The sequence below is a fragment of the Dermatophilaceae bacterium Soc4.6 genome (assembly GCA_039889245.1).
GTDB lineage: Bacteria > Actinomycetota > Actinomycetes > Actinomycetales > Dermatophilaceae > Lapillicoccus.
Genome location: JAZGVH010000002.1, coordinates 596,059 through 621,277, shown reverse-complemented (window position 1 = coordinate 621,277; position 25,219 = coordinate 596,059). Strand labels below are relative to the sequence as shown.

Genomic DNA, 25,219 nt, shown 5'->3' with positions numbered 1-25,219 from the left:
GTTCCGAACCAGGGAAACCCTTGGTTCTGGAGGTCCCGGCCCTCGAAACCACTGGTTTCCTTGGTCCGGAACGCGGGGGCGGGGTCAGGGCGCGAGGAGGGCGATGGCGGCGTCGACGTCAGCCACGACGTGCACGGCGGCACCGAGCGCTCGTCCGGCGCCCAGTGACGCGAGGAGCGGCGCCACGGGAAGCGTTTCGTGCCAGTGCTTCTCGTCGACGAGCACCAGCCGGGGCAGGGGCGTCCGGGGCGGTGCGTAGTAGAGCCGGGTCGCGAGCTGGAAGACCTCCTGCACCGTGCCTGCGGCGCCGGGCATGACGACCACGCCCGCGTCGCAGCGGGCGAGCAGGCCGTCCTCGCGGATGGCGTTGGAGAAGTACTTCGCGATGCCGTCGGCGAAGACGTTGGGCGGCTCGTGACCGTAGAACCACGTGGGGATGCCGAGGGAGCGTGGTGGCCCGGGCGCGCGCCCGAGCGCGGCGCGCACGTCGAGCGCCAGCCTGGCCCAGGCGGTGACGTCGGGGGAGAAGGACGGTATGGAGCCGAGCCTCGTCAGCGCCTGCTCGAGGGCCGCGTCGGACGGGGCGACCGCCCCGAGGTTGGCCGCCTCCATCGCCCCCGGTCCGCCCCCCGTCGCGACGAGCAGACCCGTCTGGGCGAGGCCGCGACCGAGGCGGGCCGCGGCGGCATACGGGGAGGTGCCGCGGTCGGCGGCGTGCCCGCCCATGACGCCGACGACCCGCCGACCGAGCGTCCACTCGTCGAGGGCGTCGGTCACCGAGTCGTCGTGGATCGCGCGCAGCAGGGTGGCGTAGGCGTCGTGAGCCAGGCGCTTGTCGCGCGACCACTCATGGGCGCGGGCATCGGGCGTGTGCGAATAGCCTTGTGAAAGATGGGAGTAGAGCTCGTCGCCGGTGTAAAGGGTCGCTCGGTAGACGTCGACGGGGGCGTCGGGTGCCGGGGGGAAGACGATGGCGCCGTGCGTGCGCAGGTGGTGGGCCGCCCGCTCGGGGAGGATGCCGCCGAGCACGACCAGGCCGCGGGCGTCACGGGTGGCGAGCAGCGCGTCGGTGCACGAGGTGAGGTCGAGGTCCTGCAGCCGCAGACCGTGCAGGGAGCGCCCGGCCGCCAGCCACTGCGCGAGGACGGCTGCCTCGTGGATCTCGTGGATCTGCTGGTGCACACCGGCATCGTAGGCGAGCGGGCCCCACGCGCCCAGTGCTCCAGCGGCGCTAGCGTGCTGCCATGACGACCAGCACCGGTGCCGAGTGAACCCCGCCGACCCCTGTCCCTGCGGCGGCGGCGAGCGGCTCGGCGCGTGCTGCGGTCCCTACCTCGCAGGCGAGCTGCTGCCGACGGCCGAGGCGACCATGCGCTCGCGCTACACCGCCTACGTGCTGGGCGACCGCGAGCACCTCCTGCGCACGTGGCACCCGCGCACGAGGCCTTCCAGCCTCGAGATCGCCGGCCCCGACGACGACTGGCTCGGCCTCACCGTGCTCCGGGTGGAGGCAGGCGGGCTCGACGACGAGACCGGGGTCGTGGAGTTCGAGGCGCGGCACGCGGGCGCCACACCCTCGGACGACGCCGAGGTGATGCACGAGGTCAGCCGCTTCGGGCGGCGGGGCGGCCGCTGGGTCTACGCCGACCCCGAGTGACCCCTTGAGCAGCCAGAGAATCACCCCCGGAGGCCCTGCAGGGGGCGGCTGCGTGACTTGAGCTCGACCAGGGTGTCCACCGTGAGCCTCGTCTCGCCGTCAGCGGCCGCGGCGCCCGATCGCCCCCACTGCCCGACCCGAGGTGGCGGTAGTGGCGGGTCAGCGCCTCCCGGTCGGCCACCCGCGCGACGAGCGCGAGCAGGGCGTCACGGAAGGCGGCGTCGCCGCTGTAGACCAGGGGCGAGCAGAGCCACTCACCGACGGTCGCGTTGCCCCGCACCGCCAGTCGGGCGGCCTTGGCCAGATCCCACCGCCCACGTCGAAGACGGCGTCCACCGGGGTCTCGACCAAGTCGCGCACCGGCCAGGGCGAGGCGTATCGCTCGAGGGAGCGCACGTAGAGGAAGCGGCAGTCGTCGTCGCTGTCAGGGCTGGGGAAGCCCCACGCACGGCTGCCGCTCTCGATGGCCCAGGGGATGGTGACGTGCTCGGAGGCCGCCACGCGCGCGAGCCGCCGGTCGATCTCGGCGACGACGTCGCGGTCCATGTCAGGGTCGAGGTGGCGCACGGCCAGATCCTCGCACGCGGACGGAGGCGAGGCCGCTGCACACCGGCTGGGAGGATCAGGGCGTGACCGGTGTGCTCGAGGGCTTCGCGACGATCGCGGTCGTCGTCGCGGTCGGGTGGCTGCTCGCGCACCTCGACATCCTCGACGCGACCGCACAGAACGTGCTGAGCAGGCTGGCGTTCTACGTCGCCTCGCCTGCCCTGCTGGTCGTCGTCATGGCGCGCACCCCGCTCAGTGCGGTCTTCTCGGCCAACCTCGTCTCGTCGGTGGGGAGCGTGGTGGTCACCGTGCTCGTCTACCTTGCGCTCAGTCGTTGGCGCTGGCCGACTCCGTTGGGAGAGAGCACGATCGGTGCACTGTGCGCCTCCTACGTCAACGCGGGCAACCTCGGCATCCCCATCGCGCTCTATGTGCTCGGCGACGTCTCGCTCATGGCGCCGACCCTGCTCCTGCAGCTGCTGATCATCACCCCGGTCGCGATGGCGCTGCTCGACGCCGACGCGAGGGGGACCCGACCGACCCTCGGCCGCAGCCTCGGGCGGGTCCTGCGCAACCCCGTGACCATCGGCGCCCTCGTCGGCATCGTCGTGTCGGCGGTGCGCAGCCACGTGCCCGACCTCGTGCTCCAGCCGGTCGAGCTGCTCGGCAACCTGGCGGTTCCGGCCATGCTGATCGCCTTCGGCATCTCGCTGCGACGGGGGCCGCTGCCCGGAGCCGGGGGCTCGTGGGGTCACGTGAGCACGCTGGTGGCCCTCAAGCTCGTCGTGCAGCCGGTGGCCGCTGTGGCGATCGGGGCGGGGCTCGTGGGTCTGCGGGGGAACGCGCTCTTCGCGGCGGCGGTGACGGCAGCCCTGCCGACGGCGCAGAACATCTTCACCTACGCCAACCGCTACAACCGGGGGCTGCTGCTGGCTCGCGACGCGATCTTCGTCAGCACCCTGGCCTCGGTGCCGGTCATCCTCGTCATCGCCGCCGTCTTCGAGCTCATGGGCCGGTGAGCTCGGCAGCAGGGTGAGATGACTGGATGACACGCGACCGTCGCGTCGCCGCCCGGCGGGTCCTCGTTGAGGGGGCCGGCGCCAGAGCGGAGGGCCGCCCCGGACGCCGACGAGCAGGCCCCGTCCTTCCGGCGAGGATGCTGGACCGGTCCTCCCGGCCGCGCTCGTGCCCGCACCAGACGACCCGGCGGACCGAGCACCGGGTCATCGGGCTGCGGGTCTCCCGCCGGTGGGGGCCGGCGCGGATCGCGTACCACCAGGGGTTGACCGTCTCGACGGTCCACCGGACCCTGACCCGCTACCGGTGCCTGCGGCTGACCTGGACCGACCCCGCGACCGGGGCCCCGCTGAGAGCCCGACGCCGGCACGTCCTTCGCTACGAACGGGCTACGCCCGGGGACCTGGTGCACGTCGACATCAAGAAGCTCGGCCGCATCCCCGACGGCGGCGGCCACCGCATCCACGGCCGCCAAGCACGCATCGGGAACAGCTCCGCCCACCGAGACCCCGCACGGCCGCAGAAGGTCCACGGCCGACCGAACCTGGGCTACGCCTGACCAACGAGACGAAGGAGACCACGACCGCGTTCATGGCGCGAGCCCTGGACCACTTCGCCAGTCTCGGTGTGAAGATCGCCCGGGTCATGACCGACAACGGCTCCGCCCACCGCTCCCACCTGTTCGCCGACCTGGTCACGACGCACCCGGCGGCGCTTCACCCCGCCCCACTCTGACAGCAACCGGTGAGCGTGACGAGCTCGCAGATGTCCGCGTTCGCGGGATTCGAGACGGTCCCGGCACCCGGTCCGGGTGGTCAGGTCGGGACGAGGCAGGGCCTGTCGGCGTACCGTTTCGCCTCCTCGACGACGCGGCCGAGCGTCCGGTCCACCAGGTCCTGGTCGGCGTCCAAGCGTCGGAACCGAGGGACGACGCTGGTCTCGAGCCATCGCCATCGGTCGTCGAAACGCGTGATCCTCGGGACCGTACGGGTCCTCAGCGCGGCAGCGAACCCGCCGGTCAGCGAGTACGCGGAGAACGACGTGAAGTACCTGACCTCCTGCCGGAGGCCGCGCACCTCGAAGGTCGTCGTCGAGCCCATCGATACCAGCCGGGCGAAGGTGCCTGACAGACGGTCGAAGAGCGGCTGCACCACAGCGCGCTGCTCGTGTTCGAGGAGAGCGAGGTTGCCGGCCCAGACGATGTCGGCGGCCTCCCGCCTGGCCTCCTTCGGCGACCCCTGGTCCGACAGAACCGCGCGACCCCGGTCGATTGTCTCGAAGGCGGAGAGCAGCCCGGCGTACTCGCGGTGTGGCCGCAGCAGCCGCCGCAGGTCCTCCACGCCGTCGGCGGCGGCGAGGTAGGCGAGGTGGACCCAGACGATGTCGTCATAGATCGCGTTGTTGACCTCACGCATGGTGTTCGCGTCCTCCGTCAACAACCGACGGCGGCTCAGGCTGCGTGGGAGGTCCACATAGCCGCTGCGGTCGGCGTCCAGACGGAAGGGGAACAGCACCAGGCGAGCGTGGTGAGAGGCGATCGCGGCCATGCCAGCCCACTTGAAGCAGGTCGGCTGCTGCGCGTACAGCCACGCATAGCGCGAGGAGATCTCCATGTTGCGGTGAAAGGTGCAGCACGGTGGACTCAGCAGGGCGTCAGCCGCGGCACGCCATCCCGCCACGGTCTCCGGCGGTCCGTTCGGGAGCGCGTGCTCCAAAGCTCCCATGGTCGGCCACCTCCTTACCGCCGGGCGCCGTGTCGGGGCGGCAAGATGCCCGACTCAGTGTGCACCCTGCCGCCCGGGAACAGCCCGATCGGGTTCTTACGAACCGCCGACGCCCAGTCGGAATGACGTGACGCCCTCAGTTGAGGGAGTTGCGGGCCGGCCCCTCGCTCACGCATGCATGTTCAGGGGTGACCGGACGAGGACTTCGCCTCGCTGCTCGATGTCGAGAGGTACCGGACGATGTCGCCGTCCGGGTCCAGCAGGGCAACCCGCGGCACGTCCGCGACGGCCAGCCGCCCTCTGGCGACGGGCTTCGCGCAGCAGGTTGGCCGGTTCGAAGACCGAGGGCGCCGCGTAGTCCTTCGGTCGCAGCAGCGGAAGGACGTTGTCGGTCACCCCGCTATCCCCACAGAACCCGCGGCGCCGCGGACCGGCGGCGGCCAGCACGGCCCCCAGACCGGGAGACCGTTCGGTGCGCGCGGTCACGCGCCCGCCCCCGGGAGGGCCGGACCTTGGTGGTCCGTTCGACCCTCCTTGAAAGTCTCGGGCACGGGGTCACCGTCGCTCGCGCTCCTCAGGGCGAGCCGGGTCGACTCGTCGGCGAGCCAGGCCAGTGCGGCGTCGAGGACTGCCATCGGTCGGCGGGTTGCGCCGGCCACCCGTCGTCCGAGCCGCCGGGCGGCGCCGCCGAAGTCGCTGGCCGCAACGGACGCGCCCAGCACCGCGCCGGCGAGCGAGATGGTGGGAAAGCGCTGCAGCCGCTGCACCAGGCGCAGCGACTGGTCCCGCAGACCCTCGCTGCCCGCGGCGCGATGGACCCACACCGCGATCAGGACCACCAGCGCAACCCGCGCGGCGCGTCGAAGGGCCTGGTCGGATCCGATGCCGCCGACCAGTCCGAAGGCCAGGGTTGAGAGTGCCAGCGGCAGTGCGAGCAGCAGACCCTGCCCGAACGTCCGCCCGTCCGCGGGCGTGACGACCCATAGGACGGCCAGAGACACCACCACCCCACCCAGGATCCAGGCGTCGGTCCCCGAGAGCGTCACCGCGAAACCCACCATGGCCACGGCCACCAGCAGTCCGGCCCGCGGATGGGCTGGCATGGGTGGCTTCGGTGTCGCCGAGTCCGGGTCTACCCCGCCGCCCTGCCCCGCGTGGTCGTCCCAGTTGCGCAGCCCGCGGCGGAGCACCCACGCCTGCACCAGTCCCGCGCCCAGGGACCACACCACAAGCATCACCACGGTCAGCCACAGGGCGGCGGCTTCTCCCTCTGGCAGGAACCCGAGCCGCTGGCGCAGCTGTTCGTAGCTTCCGACGTAGGCGTCGAGCCCGGTCAGGACCAGGATCGACAACGCGCTGGTCGCGACGTAGTAGCCGGTGCGAACGCCCGCCCCGGCCAGCGCCAGGGTCAGCAACGACCGCCCTCGGCGCTGCAGCACCCCGAGCCACGGTGCGCTCACCGCGTGAGGCATGGGGATGCCCATCCGGGCGGGTCCCATGATGGCCATGGTCTCCACGAGGCTGGCCGTGGCGGCCGCATAGCCCGCCCGGCCCCCATGGAGCTGCGCGGCGCGCGCTAGAGGAACGCCGCCAGCGACGCCGACGACCCAGCCGAGGGGCACCGCCCGGGCGGCAAGAAAGGTCAGCGCCGCCACGCTGGCCATCCCGGACAGCTCACGGGTGCGCTCGTCGGCCGTCCCGTCTGGGCTCGCTGATGGGCGCGTGCCGTTCACCCTCGCAACTTCAGCACTGTCCCGGACATGCCGCCGATGCTACGGTGCTTGAGCCCTCAACTTTATGATGTCCACCCGACGGATGCCCAGTGCCAAGGGCGGCCGCGGCCGTCCTCCCAGCTGAGCGACCCCCGTGCCCTGTGCTCGCTCGTCGGCTTCTCAACTGCCAGATCGAGCGGGCCAACCCCGCCCGTGAGGCTTACTCGTGGGCGACCTTCAGTGACTCGAGGCCAGACGCGAAGATGGACGGGTGACCCCGACTCGACCGGACCTGCGCAGGCTCTTGGGGCACCCTGCCTACCGCCGGCTCTGGTTGGCTCGGACCGTCTCGCAGGTCGGCGACGTCGCCCAGTTCACGACCCTGGCGCTGCTGCTGGTCGCGCTGACGGGCTCGGGGCTCGGCGTGTCCGGGGCGGTGCTGGCCGAGATCGTCCCGGTACTCCTGCTCGCGCCACTCGCTGGCAGCCTGGTGGACCGCCTCCCGCGCGTGAGGGTGATGGTCACCGCCGACCTTGCCCGGGTCCTGCTCGCCGGGGCCTTGGCCGTCTGGCACGACAGCGCACTCATCGCCTACGCGGTCGCCTTCAGCCTGTCCTGCGGGCAGGTGTTCTTCTCGCCAGCCGCGCAGTCGCTGCTACCTTCCGTCGTGGACGACGACGAGCTCGTCGTCGCGAACAGCGGCATCTGGACCGCTGCGGTCACTGCCCAGATCCTCGTGGCGCCCGTCGCGGCCCTGCTCGCCGTCAACGTCGGGTTCGGGGTGGCTTTCGCCGTCAACGCTGTCAGCTTCGCCCTCAGTGCGGCGATCCTGGGGGGCCTGCGCGAACCCACACGGGCCACGCCAGTCCAGGTCGCCAACCCGTTTGCGCACGCCCGCGAGGCCGTCGCGACCCTGGCCGTGCTGCCGCTGCTCAGGGCACTCGCTGCCGGGCAGTTCCTGGCAGCCTTGTCCGCCGGCGCCACTAGCGCGCTGCTCGTCGTCCTCGCCCACGACCGCCTCGGCGGTGATAGCAGCTTCGGCCTGCTCGTCGCGGCGATCGGGGCCGGCGCGGCCCTGGGGCCGCTGCTGCTCCTGCGTCACATCACCGATCCACGACGCCCGCTGTTCGTCTTCGGCCCCTACGCCGTCCGCGGGGCCGTCGACCTCGTCCTCGCTGTATCGACCAGCGTCCCCCTCGCCGCGGGCGCGCTGCTGTTCTACGGGGTGTCCACCTCGACCGGCAACGTCACCTTCAGCAGCCTCATCCAATCCCACGTCCCGGAGGACCTCCGCGGTCGGGCCTTCGCCGGTTTCGACATGCTCTGGCAGACGGGCCGGCTTCTGAGCCTGCTCGGGGGCGGACTCCTCGCGGACGCCGTCGGGATCCAAGCCGTCTACCTACTCGGGGGCCTACTGCTCCTCACCGCCGCGGCTGTCGGATCACTCGCGGCCCGCGCCGCCGCCCAGCAGAGCGACCAATCCGGATACACGGGAACGCCTACTCCCTAGCCAAGTTCAGGGTCAACAGGGGCACGATCGCTCGCCGGTCTCACGCCTGGCGATATCGCCCGACTGTCCTTCCACGACTCGTCCACAGCACCACGACCGACGGGGCTCCGCTCCGAGTCCCGGGCTGGGGCGACGAAACCGCTGGTCACAACGCCGCCCCCCCAGGATCGCCACGACCAGGGGGCTCATCCTTCTACTCATGTGCTTCCCCCACGCCACGCATCGATTCGCGGCCACCGCACCTGGCGTTCGACCGATCACGCTGACGGCGCTGACCCCATGACCCCCCGGCCAAGGTGGTCCGCTTGGCGGACGGTGGTGTGGTTCGGTGTCGTCTCGCTCACGGCTGACATGGTCTATGAAGGCGCCCGCTCCATGTACGGCCCCGTCCTTGCAGCCCTCGGGGCCAGCGCGACCGCCGTGGGCCTGGTCACTGGTGCTGGCGAGGCCATGGCCCTGGTCCTTCGCCTCGTCTTCGGTCCCCTGGCGGACCGGACCGGCGCCTACTGGGGGCTGACGACCCTCGGCTACGGCCTTACCGCTTTCTGCGTGCCGCTTCTGGCGGTCGCCCCCCGGCTCGGCGGTCTGGGACTGGCCGCTGCCGCGGTGCTGATCCTGCTCGAGCGGTCGGGCAAGGCAATCCGCAGCCCCAGCAAGTCGGCGTTGCTGGCACACGCCGCGACCTCGGTCGGCCGGGGCCGCGGCTTCGGCGTCCACAAGGCTCTTGACCAGATTGGTGCCTTCGCCGGGCCGTTGCTGGTCGCCGGTGTCGTGGCGGCCACCGGGTCGATCTGGCCCGGCCTGGCCGTATTGGCCATCCCCGGCGCGGTCGCCATGGTCCTGCTTGCCGTGATCCGACGGGCAGTGCCGGACCCCAGCGTCTACGACCCGACGCCCACGCCTCCTGCAGCACAACCCGTCTTGGGCCGAGGGGTACGCGAATGGTTCGGGACGGCGGTGGGGGCGGGCCTGCCACGGACCTTCTTCGCCTATGCCGTGGCCGCCAGCCTCACCACCGGTGGCTTGGTGACATTCGGGATCATCGGCTACCACCTCGTCATCGACCACCTGGTCCCGGTTGCGTCGGTGCCCGTGGTGTACGCGGGCGCCATGCTCGTCGAGGCGGTCGCCGCTCTTGTCGTCGGCGCGGTCTACGACCGGACCGGAGGCAGGGCCCTGACGGTGGTTCCGGTCCTGGTCGCCGCTGTGCCCGCCCTGGCCCTGACCCGGACCCTGTGGGTAGCGCTGCTCGGCGTGGCGCTCTGGGGTTTCGCCTACGGCGTCCAGGACTCGACGGTCAAAGCGCTGGTCGCCGAGCTCGTCGACGCACCCCGCCGGGCGACGGCCTACGGCGTGTTCGCGGGAATCCAAGGAGCGTTCGCGATCGTCGGGGGCGGTGTCTCGGGCTGGCTCTACGACAGGTCGCTCACCGCACTGGTCGTCGTCGTGGGTCTCAGCCAGGCACTGGCCCTGCTCCTCTTCATCCGGACGGCACGCCGCCTACCTGGGCGACAACAGTGACCGGGGTGCGCTCCCGCCGAGGATGCCGCGGCCGCACCCGACAGGTCGGTGGCGGGACTCATCTCCGCCTGCTCGGCAGGCGTCGACCAGTGCCCCTATTCGCCGCGATAGCGGCCGTCCCACGCCGCCGCGAGTGGCCCGCTCACGGGGGTCGATCAGGCGTCCCTGCACCCGTTGTTGCGCAGGACGCGGTCCGCCACACCCTGCACATGGTCACCGCTACTGGCTGGGCCTCGCCACCGACACTGGCCCTGGTGCCGGGGTCGGTTCCGTGGCCAGGTCGACACCGAGCCCGGTTGTGGTGCGGGGGGAGATCGTGACTCCGGTGGGCTGGATGCCTGCGCGGCGTGCGATGCCCGCACGAACGGACTCGACGAGGTTGTCGCTGAGCAGCGGACCGGTGTACGTGATGTCGAGTTCATGGCTGCGGATGGTGGTGGTGTAGTTGCCGAGTGCGTCGGACAGGATCCCCTCGTGGGCAATGGCGCCCGCGAGGGCGGACGGCTTGGCCGAGTCGACCGTGAACCTGAGGTCGTGGACCAAAACCGATACGACCTGGTACGCCGCGATGTCGGGGACTCGTCGTGGCTGCCCGAGCGCGGGGTCGATCAGGTGGGCGTCGGTGAGAGTGGTCGCGGCGGGGAAGGCCAACACCAGCTGCGGGGCCAGGGTCTCGAGGAGGGCGGGGTCCAGCACGGATGCGGAGATGATGGACAGGTTCAGGTGGAGGCGGCCTGCCGCACGGTCCACCTCCTGTTCCACGAGCCCCAGGTCGGCGGCGCCGTCGGTGGGGCGGATGGCGATGACCACGCGGCGCCGGACCATCAGTCCATCGAGGCTCACCTGGGGTCGGTCGTTCCCGACGTCAGAACCGGCCTCTGCCGCCGCGACCGAGGCTGTGACCGGGGCCTAGGGCGAGGGCTGGGGCTGGGGCTGGGGGCGGAGTCTGTGGGGGTGGCCAGCGTCGTACAGCCACCGAGCGCGAGGCCCAGCAGCAAGATGGAGAGCGCCCGGAGCGCCTGGCCGATCTTCATGTGCCGGGGGGAAGCTCGGGCCGGTAAACCGGGGGAAAGGCGTCCGGGGGCAAGGGGTCGGGCACCGCCGGGTCGGACGTGACGGGGTCGTTGTCGGTCGGGTTGCCCACGGAGAACTGCACCATCATGTCGTGGTCCTCGTGGGTGATGTTGTGGCAGTGGACCATGAACCTGCCGTTCCCGTGGGGTTGCGGGGCGAACTGGATCAGCGCGGTGACCGACTCGCCCTCGCCGGCGTAGAAGACGTCCTTGGGACCCTGCTCCCAGGCGAACGGCATACCGCCGTGGGTGTTGCGGGCGATGATCTTCCCGTTGATCAGGTGGATGTGCACGGGGTGGAACCAGCCGCCGGAGGAGTTGGTGATGGTCCACTGCTCGACGGAGAACGGCTGCGGGTTGGCGCACAGCTCCGTGAAGCCGCTCGCCTCCACACCGGCCCAGCTGACCCCGTTGATGGTCCACTCGCCGTCCTTCCGCTCGAACAGCAGGTGGCGTTTTGCCACAGCCATGGCCGGGGTGAGGTCCATCGTGGGGATGCCGCCACGGGCCGCATCCGGTGCCGGGCCGGGGTCCAGGGTCGTGGGCACGGCGGTGAAGGTCGACGCCGGCCCGGAGTCGGCCACCACCTGGAAGCGCATGATCTTGTCGGTGTTGGCGAAGTCGACGTTGTTCTTGTTGCTGAGGTTGCGCAGGTCGACGCTCTGCCCGACCCGGTACCCGCGGAAGTCGATGAGGATCTCGTAGCGCTCGGCGTTGCCGTGCCGCCAGGACTGGAGGGTCTGGACGACGGGCAGCATCCCCGCGTCGGTGGCCACGAGGTGGACCGGGTCTCCGTTGGACAGGGTGAAGCGGTACGAACGTCCGATCGAGGCGTTCAGCACCCGGAACCGGTAGATCCGAGGCTTGACCCGCATCGTCGGCCACGGCACCCCGTTGACGAGGATGACGTCTCCCCACAGCCCCGTGGTGTCGTTGTCGTCGAACGCGAGTGAGCCGTCGGCGCTGAACTCCGCGTCCGAGACCATGAGCGGCACATCGAACTCACCCTGGGGCAGCTGCGCCTGCTCGAAGGGGTCGGACATGGGGAAGAAGGCAGCCATCCCGGAGTACACGTTCTGGGCGGTGACCATGTGCCGGTGGTCGTGATACCACAGCGTGCAGGCCTCCTGGGTGTTGGGGTAGTAGTAGGTCTTCACGGACCCCGGGACGGTGATGTCGTTGGCGTACCCGTCGTACTGGGGCAGCGACTCCGAGCCGTGCAGGTGCGTGACGATGTCGATGGCCTGGGGGTAGACGAGACCCTTGACCGGGTAGCCGTTGCGCATCCGCAGCTCGATCCGGGTGCCCTGTCTCGCCCTGATGGTCGGACCCGGGAAGAGTCCGTTGTACCCGGCCACCGTGGTCAACAAGCCCGGCACAACCTGAAGCTGCCCCAGCCGCGCAGTGAGGGCGAACCGCTCGAATGGCTGCCCATCGGGGTCGTGCCCTGTCTCGTACGGTGTCAGCTCCGGCGGCCGCACAAATACGCCCGCGAAGGGGACAGGAGTGTTCGTGGCCGCAAGCCTGCTCACACTGCTGGAGTCGGCACTCGCCCCTGCACTGTTGACCGCGGCCACGCCCAGGGCGCCCACCGCACCCCCTTTGAGTACTGCCCTACGAGACGTCATCGCCATCCGATCACCTGCGTTAACACGGCGTCCGCCTCCACCCGAGCCACGCTAAGAACCGGGCCTTGCGGAAACCTTGAACGGCCCCAGGTTTGGGCACGAGTTCCGGAACGCGTCACACCGCCGCAGGGACGAGCAGACCCTCATGCCGGCCTCGGCCCCGCCACACGGGGGTACGCCTGGGCGCATCTCGTCCTGCGTCTGCCGCGACCCGATTCCACCCCCCCGCAACGGAACGGATCAGGGGACGTGGTGTGTCTTCCCTCGAAGAGAGTTTCATTCCGATTGATGGGCTGGATCCCCAGGAGGTGCTCGTGAAGCGAGTCGTCATCGGGCTCGTCGTGCTCAGCGCCGCGGGTTGCGGAATCGCCGGCGACCACGGTAACAACGTCCCCGGGTCGGAGGTTTCGACCACATCGTCGGGCAACCCGCAGCGCGGGTCAGCGTGCCGCACCACGCCCACGACGGGCGACTCCACGATCATGGTCGACTGGGTCGACATGGTGCAGCTGCACGGAGTGCAGTACGTCTCTGGTCTCGATGGCAGCGTTCCCGCCGTCGCACCGAACCAGCTGGGGCCCGTCGTGGGGCGGGTGCAGTGCCAGCTCAACGTGTTGAGGTTTCAGACGGAGCCCGGCCCGGCGGTGGACGGTGACGCCGCCTTCCTCCCGATCGGCACAGAATTGCACGCCATCCGCGGGTACCAGCCAACGTGCCGGGTGGTCGCACGGGTCGGCGGCGTGAACCGCGTCTACCTGGCTCACGCGGACGTCGACGGGGTCTCGACACCCGTCCCGTGCGCCAAGCCGACTTAGCAGCTTCCTGGCCTCTCATCGGTACACCCCCGAAAATTGCGTCATTCCGCCGGGAAGCGGCCGCCCTCCGCCGAGAGCATTCGACCTGATCCGCCTGTCCGCCGACAGCGAAACGGGATGAGTCCTTCCCGAGCGGCACGGCGCCTACCGTGGAGAGATGGGAGACGTCGTGCGCCTGCACAGGGCCGAAGCGACCCGCGCGTCAGCAGCCGAACCGTTGTGGCGCGAGGTGATCGGACGGCAGCTACGCGAAGAGCGCACGATCCGGGGTGAGCGCATCCTCGACGTGGCGGCCCGTGCCGGCGTCTCACCGCAGTACCTCTCCGAGCTCGAGCGCGGCAGGAAGGATGCGTCCTCGGAGGTGCTGTCAGCCGTCGCCGGCGCTCTGGACACCAGGGTGCTGGACCTGGTGCGCGGAGCAGCTGGGCAGCTGGCCCGATCAACGGTGCGGTCCTCCGGGCCGGTGTGCCTCGCCGCCTGACCGAGCCGTCCGGCGCCTGACGTCGCCGCCTCACTCAGGCGTCGCGGGACGCCAGCACCGAGTCGACCACGCCGTAGTCCACCGCGGCACGAGGCGTGAGGATGAGGTCCCGGTCGGTGTCGCGCCGGACCTGCTCGGTGCTGCGGCCGGTGTGCGCGGCGAGGATCTCCTCCTGCATGGTGCGTACCCGTTCGACCTCGTCGGCCTCGAGGATCAGGTCGGGGATCGCGCCCCGGCCCTCCGCGGCCGGTGCGTGGATGACGACGCGCGCGTGCGGGAGGATGCTGCGCCGGCCCGGGGCTCCGCCGGCCAGGAGCACCGCCGCTGTCGCGGCAGCCTGTCCGACGCAGGTGGTCTCGACCGCGGGCCGGATGAACTGCATCGCGTCGTAGATGGCCAGGGTCGCCGGGATCGAACCCCCCGCCGAGTTGATGTACAGGGATACGGGGGTGTCGGGGCTGTCGTTCTCGAGGTGCAGCAGCTGGGCGATGACGGCGTTGGCCACGCCGTCGTCGATCCCCGTGCCGAGGTAGATGATCCGGTCAGCGAGCAGCCGGCTGTAGATGTCGACGGTTCGTTCACCCTGGTTGGTGCGCGTCGTCACGTACGGGATCGGGTAGCTGCTCAACGCGTCGTCCCCAGCCCGACCGGGGTGCGGCGGGTCGGCAGCACGTCGTCGACCGTGCCGACGATCGCGTCGACGAACCCGTAGGCCCGCGCCTCGGCAGCCGTGAACCACCGGTCGCGACGCGAGTCCTCCTCCACCTGCCCCACCGGTTGCCCGGTGTCCTCGGCGATGCACGCGAGCACGGTGTCCCTGGTGTGGCGCAGGTCGTCCGCCTGGATGGCGATGTCCATCGCCGTTCCCCCGATCCCGGCCGATCCTTGGTGCAGCAGCACCTTCGCGTGGGCCATGGCGTAGCGCTTGCCCTTGGTGCCCGACGAGAGAAGGAACTGCCCCGCGCTGTAGGCCATGCCGACGTTGACGGTGCTCACGTCGTTGGGGATCGCACGCATACAGTCCCGGATCGCGAGCATCCCCGGCACCGACCCGCCCGGCGAGTTGATCAGCAGGCGGATGTCCGTGTGCGGGTCCTGGGCCGACAGGAGCAGCAGCGCCGTGCACAACCGGTTGCTGTTACGGGCCTCGAGGGGTTCACCGAGCAGCAGCGTGCGCCGCTCGAACAGCTGGCGGTACAGCTCCTGGTCCAACCCCTGCGCCGGATCGACATCGACTTCGCTCATGGACCACAGCCTCGGACAGCAGGGACCCGTCGGGGAAGGGCGCGCTGCTGAGGGCAGCGCTGCTCACAGCAGCGCTGGGAGGCGCTGCCGGGTTCCTCGTCCTTGTCACGCACCACCGGTCGGTCACGAGCCCGGGCGTGACTTCGAGCGCTCTTGGGGATCAGCAGGTCCTGCGGTCGTCAGCGGTAGGCAGGACTTGGCGGTGCCACGGCGACATCACCAACGGGGCCGGTCGACGGGTCAGCGACGGGCCGGGGGGCTCGAGGCGCGCTCGAAGACCCGCTTCGACGCCTGCTGGTGCCCGAGCCGGCGCAGCGCCAGCAGCAGTGGCTCGACGAGCGGGACGCCGAGTGCGACGTAGCGCACCGCCTCCTCCCGCGACCCGGTCGGCACCCGCTCGACCTCGTGCGTGGCGATGGCCATGACGTGTTCGCGGTAGTCCTCCAGCACCTCGTTCGGCAGGTCGAAGCCGGCCGCCGCCAGCGAGTCGAGGGCGGTCGCCACCGCCTCGTGGCTGGTGCACCAGGTGTCGGACGGGTCCCACCCCCAGTCGCGCAGCATCGCGTGCACCGCCTCGTGCGAGTCGGTGATCCGGCCGCCGGTCTCGGCGAGACCGCGCAGCTCCCGGCCGGTTCCCGAGGCGACCCCGAGCAGGTCGTGCATCGACTCTGGTGGGTGGGCGAGGGCGTCGAGCACCTGCTTGATCCGGGCCAGGCTCATACCGCCCACGGTGGCGAGCGCCTTGACCATCCGCAGGCGCTGCACGTGCGAGTCGTCGTACGACGCCTGGGTGGCCGACGTGCGGACCCCCTCGTGGAGCAGGCCCTCACGGAGGTAGAACTTGACCGTGGCGACCGGCACGTCGGCCCGACGGGCCAGTTCGGAGACCCTCATCCCGACCTTTCCGGTGAGTGCGGCTGCGACGTATCGGATAGCCACACTACCCAATGCGGTCGTGCCTTCGACGGCGACCCGCCACCCAGTAGGCGACGCTGTTGCCGGGGTTGGCGAGGACGAGCACGTGCCACAGCCGACGGGGGCCGCGGATGCGCTCGCCCGACCGCGCGGCCATGTCGCACCAGGCGAGCACACCGCTCAGCACGGAGGCGCTGACGAGGAGCACGGTGATGCGGGGGTCACGGCGGGTCATGACCCCGGTCTGGCAGACGTCGGGTGCGTGTCGGGTGGACCGAGGTCCTGCCGGCACCTCAGTGGCCGGTGAGCCGGCTCAGCAGGCGACCCAGCCGCGCCGGCCGGCCGGTGCGAGCCTCCTCGGCGTCGGCGAGCTCGGCCAGCCGCAGGCCGGCACTCACGCCGAGCCACCGCAGCGGCTCGGGCTCCCAGCGCCGCGAGCGGTGCCCGACGAAGGACAGGGCCGCCGCCTGCGAGGGACGCCCGGTCACGAGCTCGGCCAGGGCGCACCCGGCGAGCTGGCTGAGAGCCACCCCGTCGCCGACATAGGCCCCGGCGCTGCCGAGCCCGGTCTCGGGGTCGTGGCGCACGCTGGGGTGCCAGTCGCGGGCGATGCCGAGCGGCCCGCCCCAGGCGTGGGTGAAGCGGGTGTCGCCCGGCAGGCCGGGCAGCAGGTCGAGCAGGCTGCGCCGCAGACCCGCGTGCACCGCAGGGTCCTCGTCGTAGCCGGGCTCCACCCCCGACCCGAGATGGTACGGAGCGCCCCGGCCGCCGAACACCAGCCGGTCGTCGATCGTGCGCTGCCCGTAGACGACGAGGTGCCGGTGCTCGCTGAAGGTCTCGTAGCGGGCCAGCCCGATCTGCGACCAGGTCTGCGGTGCAAGGGGTTCGGTGGCCACGACGAGGGAGTAGACGGGGACGACCTCACGCTCCGACCCCGGCAGCGACGGTGTCCAGGCCTCGGTGGCGCGCAGCACGTGGCGGGCGCGCACGACGGCACCGCCGCCGGTGGCGACCCGACCGGGCTCGAGGGCGATCACGCGTGTCCCCTCGTAGATGGTCGCTCCGCGCCGTTCGACCGCGTCGCCGAGCCCACGCACGAGGGCGTAGGGGTGGATGCGCGCACAGTCCGGCGTCCAGGTGGCACCGTCGACACCGTTGCCCTGCAGTCGATCTCGGGCCTCGGCCCGGTCGAGCCACACCGTCGGCAGCCTCCACCGGGCGTCGTCGGCAACACCCGCGCGGGCACTCGATACCTGGGCCGGGCCACGGGCCACGACCAGGCTGCCACCCTTGCGGAACCCGCAGTCGATCCCCTCCTCGGCCGCCAGCGCCCCGAGGTCGTCGACGGACTCGCGGAGCGCGGCCACCAGAGCGTGGGTCGCCGCCGGGCCGTGCTCCTTCGCCATGGTGTCGAGCCCCACCGGGTAGAGCGCCGAGACCCAGCCGCCGTTGCGCCCGCTGGCCCCGAAGCCGACCGACTCGGCCTCGAGCACGACCACCCGCAGCGACGGGTCGAGCCGCAGCAGGTGGTAGGCCGTCCAGAGGCCGGTGAAGCCGCCCCCGACGACGACGACGTCGGTCTCGACGTCGCCGTCCAGTGGTGGACGCACCGAGGGGGTGTCGTGGTCCCACCAGAGGGGGGCGGTCACGGCATACGGCCTCGTGGTCGGGGTGTCGGGTGCGGGCTCAGAGGTGGGCCGAGGCGCCCGCGAGCACCGAGCGCAGGCGCGAGGTGATGTCGGCGAACTCGGGGGGCCCGATGGTCAGGGGCGGTGCGAGCTGGATCACCGGGTCTCCGCGGTCGTCGGCCCGGCAGTAGATGCCGGCGTCGAAGAGCGCACGAGACAGGTAGCCACGCAGCAGCCGCTCGCACTCCGCGTCGTCGAAGGTCTCGCGGGTGGCCTTGTCCTTGACCAGCTCGATGCCGTAGAAGAACCCCTCGCCTCGTACGTCGCCGACGAGCGGCAGGTCGAGCAGGGTCTCGAGTGACGCCCGGAACGCCGGTGCCTGCTCGCGCACGTGGGCGTTGAGGCCCTCGCGCTCGAAGATGTCGAGGTTGGCCATGGCGACCCCGGCCGAGACCGGGTGCCCACCGAAGGTGTAGCCGTGGGAGAAGCTCGTCGTGCCGTGGCGGAAGGGCTCGAAGAGCCGGTCGCTGGCGATCATCGCGCCGATGGGGGAGTAGCCCGAGGACATGCCCTTGGCGCAGGTGATGATGTCGGGCACGTAGCCGAGGTCCTCGCAGGCGAACATCCCGCCGATGCGCCCGAAGGCGCAGATGACCTCGTCGGAGACCAGCAGCACGTCGTACTCGTCGCAGATCTCGCGCACCCGGTCGAAGTAGCCGGGAGGCGGCGGGAAGCAGCCGCCGGAGTTCTGCACCGGCTCGAGGAAGACGGCAGCCACGGTGTCGGGGCCTTCGAACTCGATCGCCTCGGCGATGCGGTCGGCGGCCCAGCGCCCGAAGGCCTTCGGGTCGTCGCGCAGCCCCTCCGGGGCGCGGTAGAGGTTGGTGTTGGGCACCTTGAACGCGCCCGGCACGAGCGGCTCGAACATCTCCTTGGCGGAGGGGATGCCCGTGATCGACAGCGCGCCCTGCGGGGTGCCGTGGTAGGCGACGGCGCGGCTGATCACCTTGTGCTTGCCCGGCTTGCCAGTGAGCTTGAAGAACTGCTTGGCCAGCTTCCACGCCGACTCGACGGCCTCACCGCCACCGGTCGTGAAGAAGACCCGGTTGAGGTCGCCGGGGGCGTAGGCCGCCAGCCGCTCGGCGAGCTCGATCGCGGGGGGGTGGGCGTAGGACCACAGGGGGAAGAAGGCGAGCTCGCGGGCCTGGCGGGCGGCGGCCTGGGCCAGCTCCTCGCGGCCGTGGCCGACCTGGACGGTGAAGAGGCCGGCGAGGCCGTCGATGTACTCGCGGCCGCGGTCGTCCCAGATGCGGTGGCCCTCGCCGCGCACGATGATCGGGATCTGGGCGTCGTGACCTCCGAGCGAGGTCGGCTCGTAGACCGACTGACGCGTGAAGTGGCCCCAGAGGTGGTCGCGGGCGGCGTCGGCGTACGGTGTGCCGGCGGGTGTCCGGGCGGTGGCGGTCTGGTCAGCGGCGCTCGGGGTGGTCGTGGATGCAGCGGTAGTGGTCATCGTGTTCCCCAGTTGTAGTGTTGCTTGTTGAGTTTCAGGTAGACGAACGTCTCGGTCGACAGCACGCCCGGCAGGCCGCGCAGACGCCTCGAGACCAGCTCGAGCAGGTGCTCGTCGTCCTCGCAGACGACCTCCACGATCAGGTCGAAGTTGCCGGCGGTGGTCACGACGTAGGTCACGTCTCGCATGGCGCTGACCGCGGCGGCCACCGGCTCGATGTCGCCGGTCGTGCGCAGGCCGATCAACGCCTGGCGGTCGAAGCCGAGCTGCAGGGGGTCGGTGACCGCGACGATTTGGATGACGCCCGAGTCGATGAGCCGCTGCACCCGCTGCCGGACGGCGGCCTCGGAGAGGCCGACCTCACGGGCAATCGTGACGTAGGCTCGTCGTCCGTCTTCCTGGAGCAGCTCGATGATCTTCTTCGCGATCTCGTCGAGCACCGGACGCCCGGGCTCCCGCTGCTCCTTCGTCGGCGTGCTCATACCGTGACGATAGAACGAATTCCGTCGCAAGTCGAGAGTTTTGCGAGTCGAACCGTGGGAAATCCAATCTTTACATTCGGATCCCACGTCTTTCGGGCCTAGCGGGGGTAGGGTCGCGTTCCATGACCGACACCGCCGCTCCAGCCTCTCCCCGAGTCCTGCGCAGCTTCGTCGGTGGCGACTACGTCGACTCGCTGACGGAGGTCCGCAGCGACGTGGTGGACCCGTCCACCGGGAAGGTCGTGGCCACCGCCCCGGTCGACGGCGCCTCCGACGTGGACCGGGCGTATGCCGCCGCCAGCACCGCCTTCCCCACCTGGGGCCAGACCACGCCGAGCGAGCGCCAGCAGGCGCTGCTGAAGTTCGCCGACGCCGTCGAGGCGCGGACCGACGAGTTCGTCTACCTCGAGGCACAGAACACCGGCAAGCCCAACGCCCTCACCGCCAGCGAGGAGGTGCCGCCGATGGTCGACCAGCTGCGGTTCTTCGCCGGCGCCGCCCGCGTGCTCGAGGGGCGCGCCGCGGGGGAGTACATGAAGGGCCACACCTCGTGGATCAGGCGCGAGCCGATCGGCGTCGTCGGGCAGGTCACCCCCTGGAACTACCCGATGATGATGGCGGTGTGGAAGATCGCTCCGGCACTGGCGGCCGGCAACACCGTCGTGCTCAAGCCCTCCGACACCACCCCCGAGACGACGCTGCTGCTCGCCGAGATCGCCTCGGAGTTCCTGCCCGCGGGCACCTTCAACGTCGTCCTGGGCGACCGTGACACCGGGCGTGCGGTCGTCGAGCACAAGACGCCGGCGCTGGTGGCGATCACCGGCTCGGTGCGGGCCGGTATGCAGGTGGCGGAGTCGGCCAGCCACGACCTCAAGCGCGTCCACCTCGAGCTCGGTGGCAAGGCGCCGGTGGTCGTCTTCGACGACACCGACATCGAGGCCGCCATCGCCGGCATCGCCGCCGCCGGCTACTTCAACGCCGGGCAGGACTGCACCGCGGCCACCCGGGTGCTCGTGTCGGCCGGCATCCACGACGAGTTCGCGGCCGGGTTGGCGGACTACGCCCGCAACCACGTCCGGCTCGGGATGCCCGCTGACGCGGACGCCGTGCTGGGGCCGGTCAACAGCGCGGCCCAGCTGTCGAGGGTGCAGGGCTTCATCGACCGCCTTCCCGACCACGCCTCGATCGGCACCGGCGGGGCTCGGGAGGTCGCGATGGGAGACGGCTTCTTCATGCAGCCCACGGTCGTCTCCGGGCTGCGACAGGGCGACGAGATCGTGACCGACGAGATCTTCGGCCCGGTCATCACCGTGCAGCGGTTCACGGACGAGGCGGAGGCGATCGGCTGGGCCAACAGCGTGCAGTACGGTCTGGCCAGCTCGGTGTGGACCAGGGACTTCGGGCGCGCCATGCGGGTGAGCAAGGCTCTCGACTTCGGCTGCGTGTGGATCAACACACACATCCCGGTCGTGGCCGAGATGCCGCACGGGGGGTTCAAACACTCGGGCTACGGCAAGGACCTGTCGATGTACGGCTTCGAGGACTACACCCGTATCAAGCACGTGATGGCCAACCTCGACAGCTGACCCCCGGTCGAGACCGGCTCGGTCCGACTGATTACCCCTCTACTCTCCGCAACGACGCGGTGACTCACGCTCCTTCGAAAGGTCTCTCCCGTGCGCGATCTCGACAGTCTTCCGTTCCAGGCGGCCCTGGCCCGGGGCGCCTTCACCCGCCGGACCCTGATGACGGGGGTCCTGGGGGGAAGCGCCCTGGCCCTGGCCGCCTGTGGCAGCGCCGGCCGCAGCCCGGCCAGCAACGCCAGTGGGGGTGCCCAAGCCGCCCCGGTGGCGAAGGCCGCCACCGACCTGTCCGCCACCCAGAAGCTGGTCAACTGGTCGAACTGGCCCGTCTACATCGACGTCAACGACAAGACGAAGTCCCGACCCACGCTGGACGCGTTCACGAAGCAGACCGGCATCAAGGTCAACTACACCGAGGACTACAACGACAACGACGAGTTCTATGCCAAGGTCCGACCCCTGCTCGCGGCGGGGAACGACACCGGTCGCGATGTCTGGTGCAGCACCGACTGGATGGTGGCCCGGCTCATCCGGCTCGGTTACGTCCAGAAGCTCGACCTCGCCAACATCCCCAACCACGCCAACGTCATCGCCTCGCTCACCGACGTGGAGTTCGACCCCGGTCGCCTCTACTCGCTGCCGTGGCAGAGTGGTTTCGCCGGGATCGCCTGGAACCCGAAGGCCACGAGCGGCAAGAAGGTCGAGAGCGTCGACCAGCTCCTCACCGACCCCACGCTCAAGGGCAAGGTGACCCTCCTGACCGAGATGCGCGACACCGTCGGCCTGGTGATGATGGCGATGGGCAAGAAGATCGAGAGCTTCACCGACGCCGACTTCGACGCCGCGATCGCCGAGCTCCAGAAGGCGAAGGACTCCGGTCAGATCAAGGGGTTCACCGGCAACGAGTACACCAAGCCGCTCGCCTCCGGCGACACCGCCGCGTGCATCGCGTGGACCGGCGACGTCGTGCAGCTGCAGGCCGACAACCCGACGCTGGGCTACGTGCTCCCAGCCACCGGCTGCACCCTGTGGTCCGACAACTTCGTCATCCCCGGGATGGCCCAGCACAAGAAGAACGCCGAGACGCTGATCAACTACTACTTCCAGCCGGCGGTGATGGCCAAGGTCGTCGAGTACGTGAACTACATCTCGGTGGTCAAGGACGTCGCCCCGATCCTCGCCAAGAGCGATCCCACCATCGCCAAGAACCAGCTCATCTTCCCCGATGCGGCGACCCTCGGGCGAGCGCACGTCGTCCGGGGCCTCAGTGCCGAAGAGGAAACGCGCTACAACAAGGCCTTCCAGACCCTGATCACGGGCTGATGGTGACCACGGAAGGGGCCGGGGACCTGCGGATCTGCGGGGTCACCAAGACCTTCGAGACCTTCACGGCGGTCGACGACATCGACCTCGACATCCCACGCGGGTCGTTCTTCGCCCTCCTCGGGCCGTCGGGGTGCGGCAAGACGACGACACTGCGGATGGTCGCCGGCCTGGATGCTCCCACGAGGGGCTCGATCCTCATCGGGGACCGGGACATCACGACCCTCAAGCCCCACCAGCGCAACGTCAACACCGTCTTCCAGTCGTATGCCCTCTTCCCCCACCTCGACGTGCTCGACAACGTCGCCTTCGGGCTGCGTCGGCGCGGTGACAAGGAATGGAAGGTCAAGGCCCGCGAGGCGTTGGAGCTGGTGCAGCTCGACCACATCGCCACCAAGAAGCCAGCGCAGCTCTCGGGGGGGATGCAGCAGCGCGTGGCCCTCGCGCGCGCACTGGTCAACCGGCCCGACGTGCTGCTGCTCGACGAGCCCCTCGGTGCCCTCGACCTCAAGCTGCGCCGCCAGATGCAGATCGAGCTCAAGCGGATCCAGTCCGAGGTGGGGCTCACCTTCGTCCACGTCACCCACGACCAGGAGGAGGCCATGACGATGGCCGACTCCATCGCGGTCATGAACGGGGGCAAGGTTGAGCAGCTCGGCGACTGCGCCACGCTCTACGAGCACCCGACCTCGGCCTTCGTGGCGAACTTCCTGGGTCAGTCCAACCTGCTCAAGGTGCAGATAGTCGGTCCGCCGGATGACGGCCTGGTCCCCGTGACCACCCATGGTCTACCCCTGTCCATCAGCGCCGAGCACCTCCCCGAAGGGGCCACCGAGGTGTGGGTCGGGGTGCGCCCCGAGAAGCTGCACCTGGGCGACGGGGGAGGGCCCAACCGGCTGGACGGAATGGTGACCGACGCCTCCTTCACCGGTGTCGCGACGCAGTACCTCGTGCGGATGCCCTGGGGTCAGGAGCTGACGGTGACGCAGCCCAACGACGGCTCGGGCCGGGCCCGCGTCCGCGACAACGTCACCCTGTCCTGGTCCAGCCGGCAAGGGTTTATCCTCCCGGCCACCGAGGCCCCGGACGCCGGGAAGGACGTCGACCGTGGCTGAAGCCGTTCTGCAGGCGCCCCGGCCGGACGGCCCGAGTGCCGCGGTCCGCCACGTGCGTCGCAACTGGGTGCCCTACCTGCTGCTGGCGCCGGGCCTGCTCTGGCTGCTCATCTTCTTCGCCGTGCCGACCCTGTCCCTGGCCTCGCAGTCGCTGCAGACCGGTGACATCGACAACGGGTACGCCCTGACCTGGCACTGGCAGACCTACACCGACGCGCTGTCGTCCTACTGGTCGCAGCTGCTGCGGTCGGTCATCTACGCGGGGACAGCCACCGTCCTGACTCTGGCCTTCGGCTACCCGTTGGCGTGGTTCATCGCCCACCGCTCCGGCCGCTGGAAGAACATCCTGCTCATCCTCGTGATCGCGCCCTTCTTCACGAGCTTCCTGATCCGGACCCTGGCGTGGCAGACGATCCTCGGGGACTCCGGTCTGCTCGTCAACCTGACTGAGGCCACCCACACGACGTTCCTGCTCGACGGGTTCAAGGCGGTGCTGCGGGCACTCGGCCTGATCTCCAACGACCAGCTGCTCTTCTCCCCCTTCGCCGTCATCTGTGGGCTGACCTACAACTTCCTGCCCTTCATGGTGCTGCCCCTCTACGCCAACCTCGAGCGGCTCGACCTGCGGCTGACCGAAGCAGCGTCCGACCTCTACGCCTCGCCCGTGCAGACCTTCCGACGGGTCATCTGGCCGCTCTCACTGCCGGGCGTCGTGGCGGGGACCCTGCTGACGTTCATACCGGCGACCGGCGACTTCATCAACTCCGTCCTGCTCGGCAGCACGCAGACGACGATGATCGGGCAGGTCATCGACGGGCAGTTCCTGCGGGTGCTCGACTACCCGACGGCGGCTGCGCTGTCGTTCGTGCTGATGGCCCTGATCATCTCCATCGTGATCTTCTACGTCCGTCGCGCGGGCACCGAGGAGCTGGTCTAGATGTCGTGGATCCGCCGCAACCTGGTCATCATCGTCGGGCTCGCCGTCATGGTCTACGTGCTGCTGCCCAACCTCGTCGTGATCGTCTACTCGTTCAACAAGCCAGCTGGGCGTTTCAACTTCAGCTTCACCCAGTTCTCTATCGACGCCTGGACCAACCCCTGCGGTACCCCGGGCATCTGCGACTCCCTCGGCCTCAGCCTGCAGATCGGCGTCGTCGCGTCTCTCGTGGCGACGGTGCTCGGCACGATGGTGGCCTTCGCGCTCGGACGCCACCGGTTCCGCGGCCGGGCCGCGACCAACCTGCTCATCTTCCTGCCCATGGCCACGCCCGAGGTGGTGATGGGGTCCAGCCTGCTGACCCTGTTCATCGCCCTGGGTGTGCCGTCCGGACGCACGACGATCCTCATCGCCCACATCATGTTCTGCCTGTCCTTCGTGGTGGTCACGGTGAAGGCTCGGGTGGCATCGCTCGACCCCCGGCTGGAGGAAGCTGCCGCCGACCTCTACGCCGGCCCGGTCCAGACGTTCCTGAAGGTGACCCTCCCCCTCGTCGCGCCCGGTATCGCGGCTGGTGGGCTCCTCGCCTTCTCGCTCTCGTTCGACGACTACATCATCACCAACTTCAACGCCAGCCCGTCCTCGGTCACCTTCCCGATGTACGTATGGGGTGCGGCCCAGCGTGGAGTTCCCGTCCAGATCAACGTGATCGGATCCGTCATGTTCCTCGGCGCACTCGCCATCGTTGCCATCGGCCAGGTCGTCAGCGCCCAGCGCTCCAAGGCGGTTTGACA

General features: G+C 70.2%; 25 protein-coding genes and 1 pseudogene. 13 read left to right on the top strand and 13 right to left on the bottom strand.

Annotation, left to right across the window (positions count from 1 at the left end):
• Window positions 1-84: 84 nt before the first annotated feature.
• On the bottom strand, window positions 85-1,182 hold the full coding sequence (locus V3N99_02965; protein ID MEO3935699.1) for a Rossmann fold nucleotide-binding protein: 1,098 nt from the start codon (window positions 1,180-1,182) through the stop codon (window positions 85-87).
• An 85-nt stretch (window positions 1,183-1,267) separates the two neighbouring features.
• On the opposite strand from V3N99_02965, the gene V3N99_02960 reads away from it, so the two are divergent.
• Window positions 1,268-1,657, top strand: a complete 390-nt coding sequence (locus V3N99_02960; GenBank protein ID MEO3935698.1) for a YchJ family metal-binding protein — start codon at window positions 1,268-1,270, stop codon at window positions 1,655-1,657.
• Here V3N99_02960 and V3N99_02955 read toward each other — a convergent pair.
• Window positions 1,605-2,203, bottom strand: a pseudogene (locus V3N99_02955) (nucleotidyltransferase domain-containing protein). The gene V3N99_02960 and the pseudogene V3N99_02955 sit on opposite strands and share 53 nt — an antisense overlap.
• A gap of 83 nt (window positions 2,204-2,286) precedes the next feature.
• Between V3N99_02955 and V3N99_02950 the strand changes: the two are divergent.
• From V3N99_02950 to V3N99_02940, 3 genes are all read left to right on the top strand, one after another.
• Complete coding sequence (locus V3N99_02950) at window positions 2,287-3,222, top strand: AEC family transporter (GenBank protein ID MEO3935697.1); 936 nt, start codon at window positions 2,287-2,289, stop codon at window positions 3,220-3,222.
• A 263-nt stretch (window positions 3,223-3,485) separates the two neighbouring features.
• Window positions 3,486-3,779 (top strand): hypothetical protein, encoded by a 294-nt coding sequence (locus V3N99_02945; GenBank protein MEO3935696.1) that lies wholly within the window; start codon window positions 3,486-3,488, stop codon window positions 3,777-3,779.
• A 32-nt stretch (window positions 3,780-3,811) separates the two neighbouring features.
• A complete protein-coding gene (locus tag V3N99_02940) occupies window positions 3,812-3,955 on the top strand; it encodes a hypothetical protein (GenBank protein ID MEO3935695.1) in 144 nt (47 codons plus the stop codon).
• A gap of 80 nt (window positions 3,956-4,035) precedes the next feature.
• Here the strand turns inward: V3N99_02940 and V3N99_02935 are convergent, their stop codons facing one another.
• Window positions 4,036-4,833 carry a hypothetical protein gene (locus V3N99_02935; GenBank protein ID MEO3935694.1) on the bottom strand — a complete coding sequence of 266 codons (798 nt, stop codon included), beginning with the start codon at window positions 4,831-4,833 and terminating at the stop codon, window positions 4,036-4,038.
• A gap of 593 nt (window positions 4,834-5,426) precedes the next feature.
• Window positions 5,427-6,677 (bottom strand): hypothetical protein, encoded by a 1,251-nt coding sequence (locus V3N99_02930; GenBank protein MEO3935693.1) that lies wholly within the window; start codon window positions 6,675-6,677, stop codon window positions 5,427-5,429.
• Window positions 6,678-6,927: 250 nt separating this feature from the next.
• On the opposite strand from V3N99_02930, the gene V3N99_02925 reads away from it, so the two are divergent.
• Both V3N99_02925 and V3N99_02920 read left to right on the top strand, forming a co-directional pair.
• The gene (locus tag V3N99_02925; protein MEO3935692.1) at window positions 6,928-8,166 is read left to right on the top strand and encodes an MFS transporter; all 1,239 of its coding nucleotides are present in this window, start codon (window positions 6,928-6,930) and stop codon (window positions 8,164-8,166) included.
• Window positions 8,167-8,481: 315 nt separating this feature from the next.
• Window positions 8,482-9,687 carry an MFS transporter gene (locus tag V3N99_02920; protein MEO3935691.1) on the top strand — a complete coding sequence of 402 codons (1,206 nt, stop codon included), beginning with the start codon at window positions 8,482-8,484 and terminating at the stop codon, window positions 9,685-9,687.
• Window positions 9,688-9,906: 219 nt separating this feature from the next.
• Here the strand turns inward: V3N99_02920 and V3N99_02915 are convergent, their stop codons facing one another.
• Both V3N99_02915 and V3N99_02910 read right to left on the bottom strand, forming a co-directional pair.
• Window positions 9,907-10,530 carry a hypothetical protein gene (locus V3N99_02915; protein MEO3935690.1) on the bottom strand — a complete coding sequence of 208 codons (624 nt, stop codon included), beginning with the start codon at window positions 10,528-10,530 and terminating at the stop codon, window positions 9,907-9,909.
• A gap of 187 nt (window positions 10,531-10,717) precedes the next feature.
• Window positions 10,718-12,139 carry a multicopper oxidase domain-containing protein gene (locus V3N99_02910; protein MEO3935689.1) on the bottom strand — a complete coding sequence of 474 codons (1,422 nt, stop codon included), beginning with the start codon at window positions 12,137-12,139 and terminating at the stop codon, window positions 10,718-10,720.
• Window positions 12,140-12,702: 563 nt separating this feature from the next.
• Here V3N99_02910 and V3N99_02905 point away from each other — a divergent pair.
• Both V3N99_02905 and V3N99_02900 read left to right on the top strand, forming a co-directional pair.
• Window positions 12,703-13,203: a hypothetical protein gene (locus tag V3N99_02905; protein ID MEO3935688.1), complete on the top strand. Its 501-nt coding sequence runs from the start codon at window positions 12,703-12,705 to the stop codon at window positions 13,201-13,203.
• Between the two features lie 157 nt (window positions 13,204-13,360).
• A complete protein-coding gene (locus V3N99_02900) occupies window positions 13,361-13,684 on the top strand; it encodes a helix-turn-helix transcriptional regulator (protein ID MEO3935687.1) in 324 nt (107 codons plus the stop codon).
• Between the two features lie 34 nt (window positions 13,685-13,718).
• On the opposite strand, the gene V3N99_02895 is transcribed toward V3N99_02900, so the two are convergent.
• From V3N99_02895 to V3N99_02865, 7 genes are all read right to left on the bottom strand, one after another.
• Entirely contained in the window at window positions 13,719-14,312 is a 594-nt protein-coding gene (locus V3N99_02895; protein MEO3935686.1) for an ATP-dependent Clp protease proteolytic subunit, read from the bottom strand.
• Window positions 14,309-14,929, bottom strand: coding sequence for an ATP-dependent Clp protease proteolytic subunit (locus V3N99_02890; GenBank protein MEO3935685.1), 621 nt, complete (start codon window positions 14,927-14,929; stop codon window positions 14,309-14,311). Before V3N99_02890 ends, V3N99_02895 begins: the two co-directional genes overlap by 4 nt.
• A gap of 240 nt (window positions 14,930-15,169) precedes the next feature.
• Window positions 15,170-15,823 (bottom strand): MerR family transcriptional regulator, encoded by a 654-nt coding sequence (locus V3N99_02885; protein ID MEO3935684.1) that lies wholly within the window; start codon window positions 15,821-15,823, stop codon window positions 15,170-15,172.
• Window positions 15,824-15,869: 46 nt separating this feature from the next.
• On the bottom strand, window positions 15,870-16,079 hold the full coding sequence (locus tag V3N99_02880; protein MEO3935683.1) for a hypothetical protein: 210 nt from the start codon (window positions 16,077-16,079) through the stop codon (window positions 15,870-15,872).
• Window positions 16,080-16,137: 58 nt separating this feature from the next.
• Window positions 16,138-17,493 carry an FAD-dependent oxidoreductase gene (locus V3N99_02875; GenBank protein MEO3935682.1) on the bottom strand — a complete coding sequence of 452 codons (1,356 nt, stop codon included), beginning with the start codon at window positions 17,491-17,493 and terminating at the stop codon, window positions 16,138-16,140.
• A 37-nt stretch (window positions 17,494-17,530) separates the two neighbouring features.
• On the bottom strand, window positions 17,531-18,985 hold the full coding sequence (locus V3N99_02870) for an aspartate aminotransferase family protein (GenBank protein MEO3935681.1): 1,455 nt from the start codon (window positions 18,983-18,985) through the stop codon (window positions 17,531-17,533).
• Complete coding sequence (locus V3N99_02865; protein MEO3935680.1) at window positions 18,982-19,467, bottom strand: Lrp/AsnC family transcriptional regulator; 486 nt, start codon at window positions 19,465-19,467, stop codon at window positions 18,982-18,984. The genes V3N99_02870 and V3N99_02865 overlap by 4 nt, the downstream gene beginning before the upstream one ends.
• A 122-nt stretch (window positions 19,468-19,589) precedes the next feature.
• Here V3N99_02865 and V3N99_02860 point away from each other — a divergent pair, with 122 nt between their 5' ends.
• The 5 genes from V3N99_02860 to V3N99_02840 all read left to right on the top strand — a co-directional run bounded on the left by V3N99_02860 (window position 19,590) and on the right by V3N99_02840 (window position 25,217).
• Window positions 19,590-21,053, top strand: a complete 1,464-nt coding sequence (locus tag V3N99_02860; GenBank protein ID MEO3935679.1) for a gamma-aminobutyraldehyde dehydrogenase — start codon at window positions 19,590-19,592, stop codon at window positions 21,051-21,053.
• 90 nt (window positions 21,054-21,143) lie between these two features.
• A complete protein-coding gene (locus V3N99_02855; protein MEO3935678.1) occupies window positions 21,144-22,373 on the top strand; it encodes an extracellular solute-binding protein in 1,230 nt (409 codons plus the stop codon).
• Window positions 22,373-23,488, top strand: a complete 1,116-nt coding sequence (locus tag V3N99_02850; protein MEO3935677.1) for an ABC transporter ATP-binding protein — start codon at window positions 22,373-22,375, stop codon at window positions 23,486-23,488. The genes V3N99_02855 and V3N99_02850 overlap by 1 nt, the downstream gene beginning before the upstream one ends.
• A complete protein-coding gene (locus tag V3N99_02845; protein MEO3935676.1) occupies window positions 23,481-24,425 on the top strand; it encodes an ABC transporter permease in 945 nt (314 codons plus the stop codon). The genes V3N99_02850 and V3N99_02845 overlap by 8 nt, the downstream gene beginning before the upstream one ends.
• Complete coding sequence (locus tag V3N99_02840) at window positions 24,426-25,217, top strand: ABC transporter permease (GenBank protein MEO3935675.1); 792 nt, start codon at window positions 24,426-24,428, stop codon at window positions 25,215-25,217.
• The last annotated feature ends 2 nt before the right edge of the window (window positions 25,218-25,219 follow it).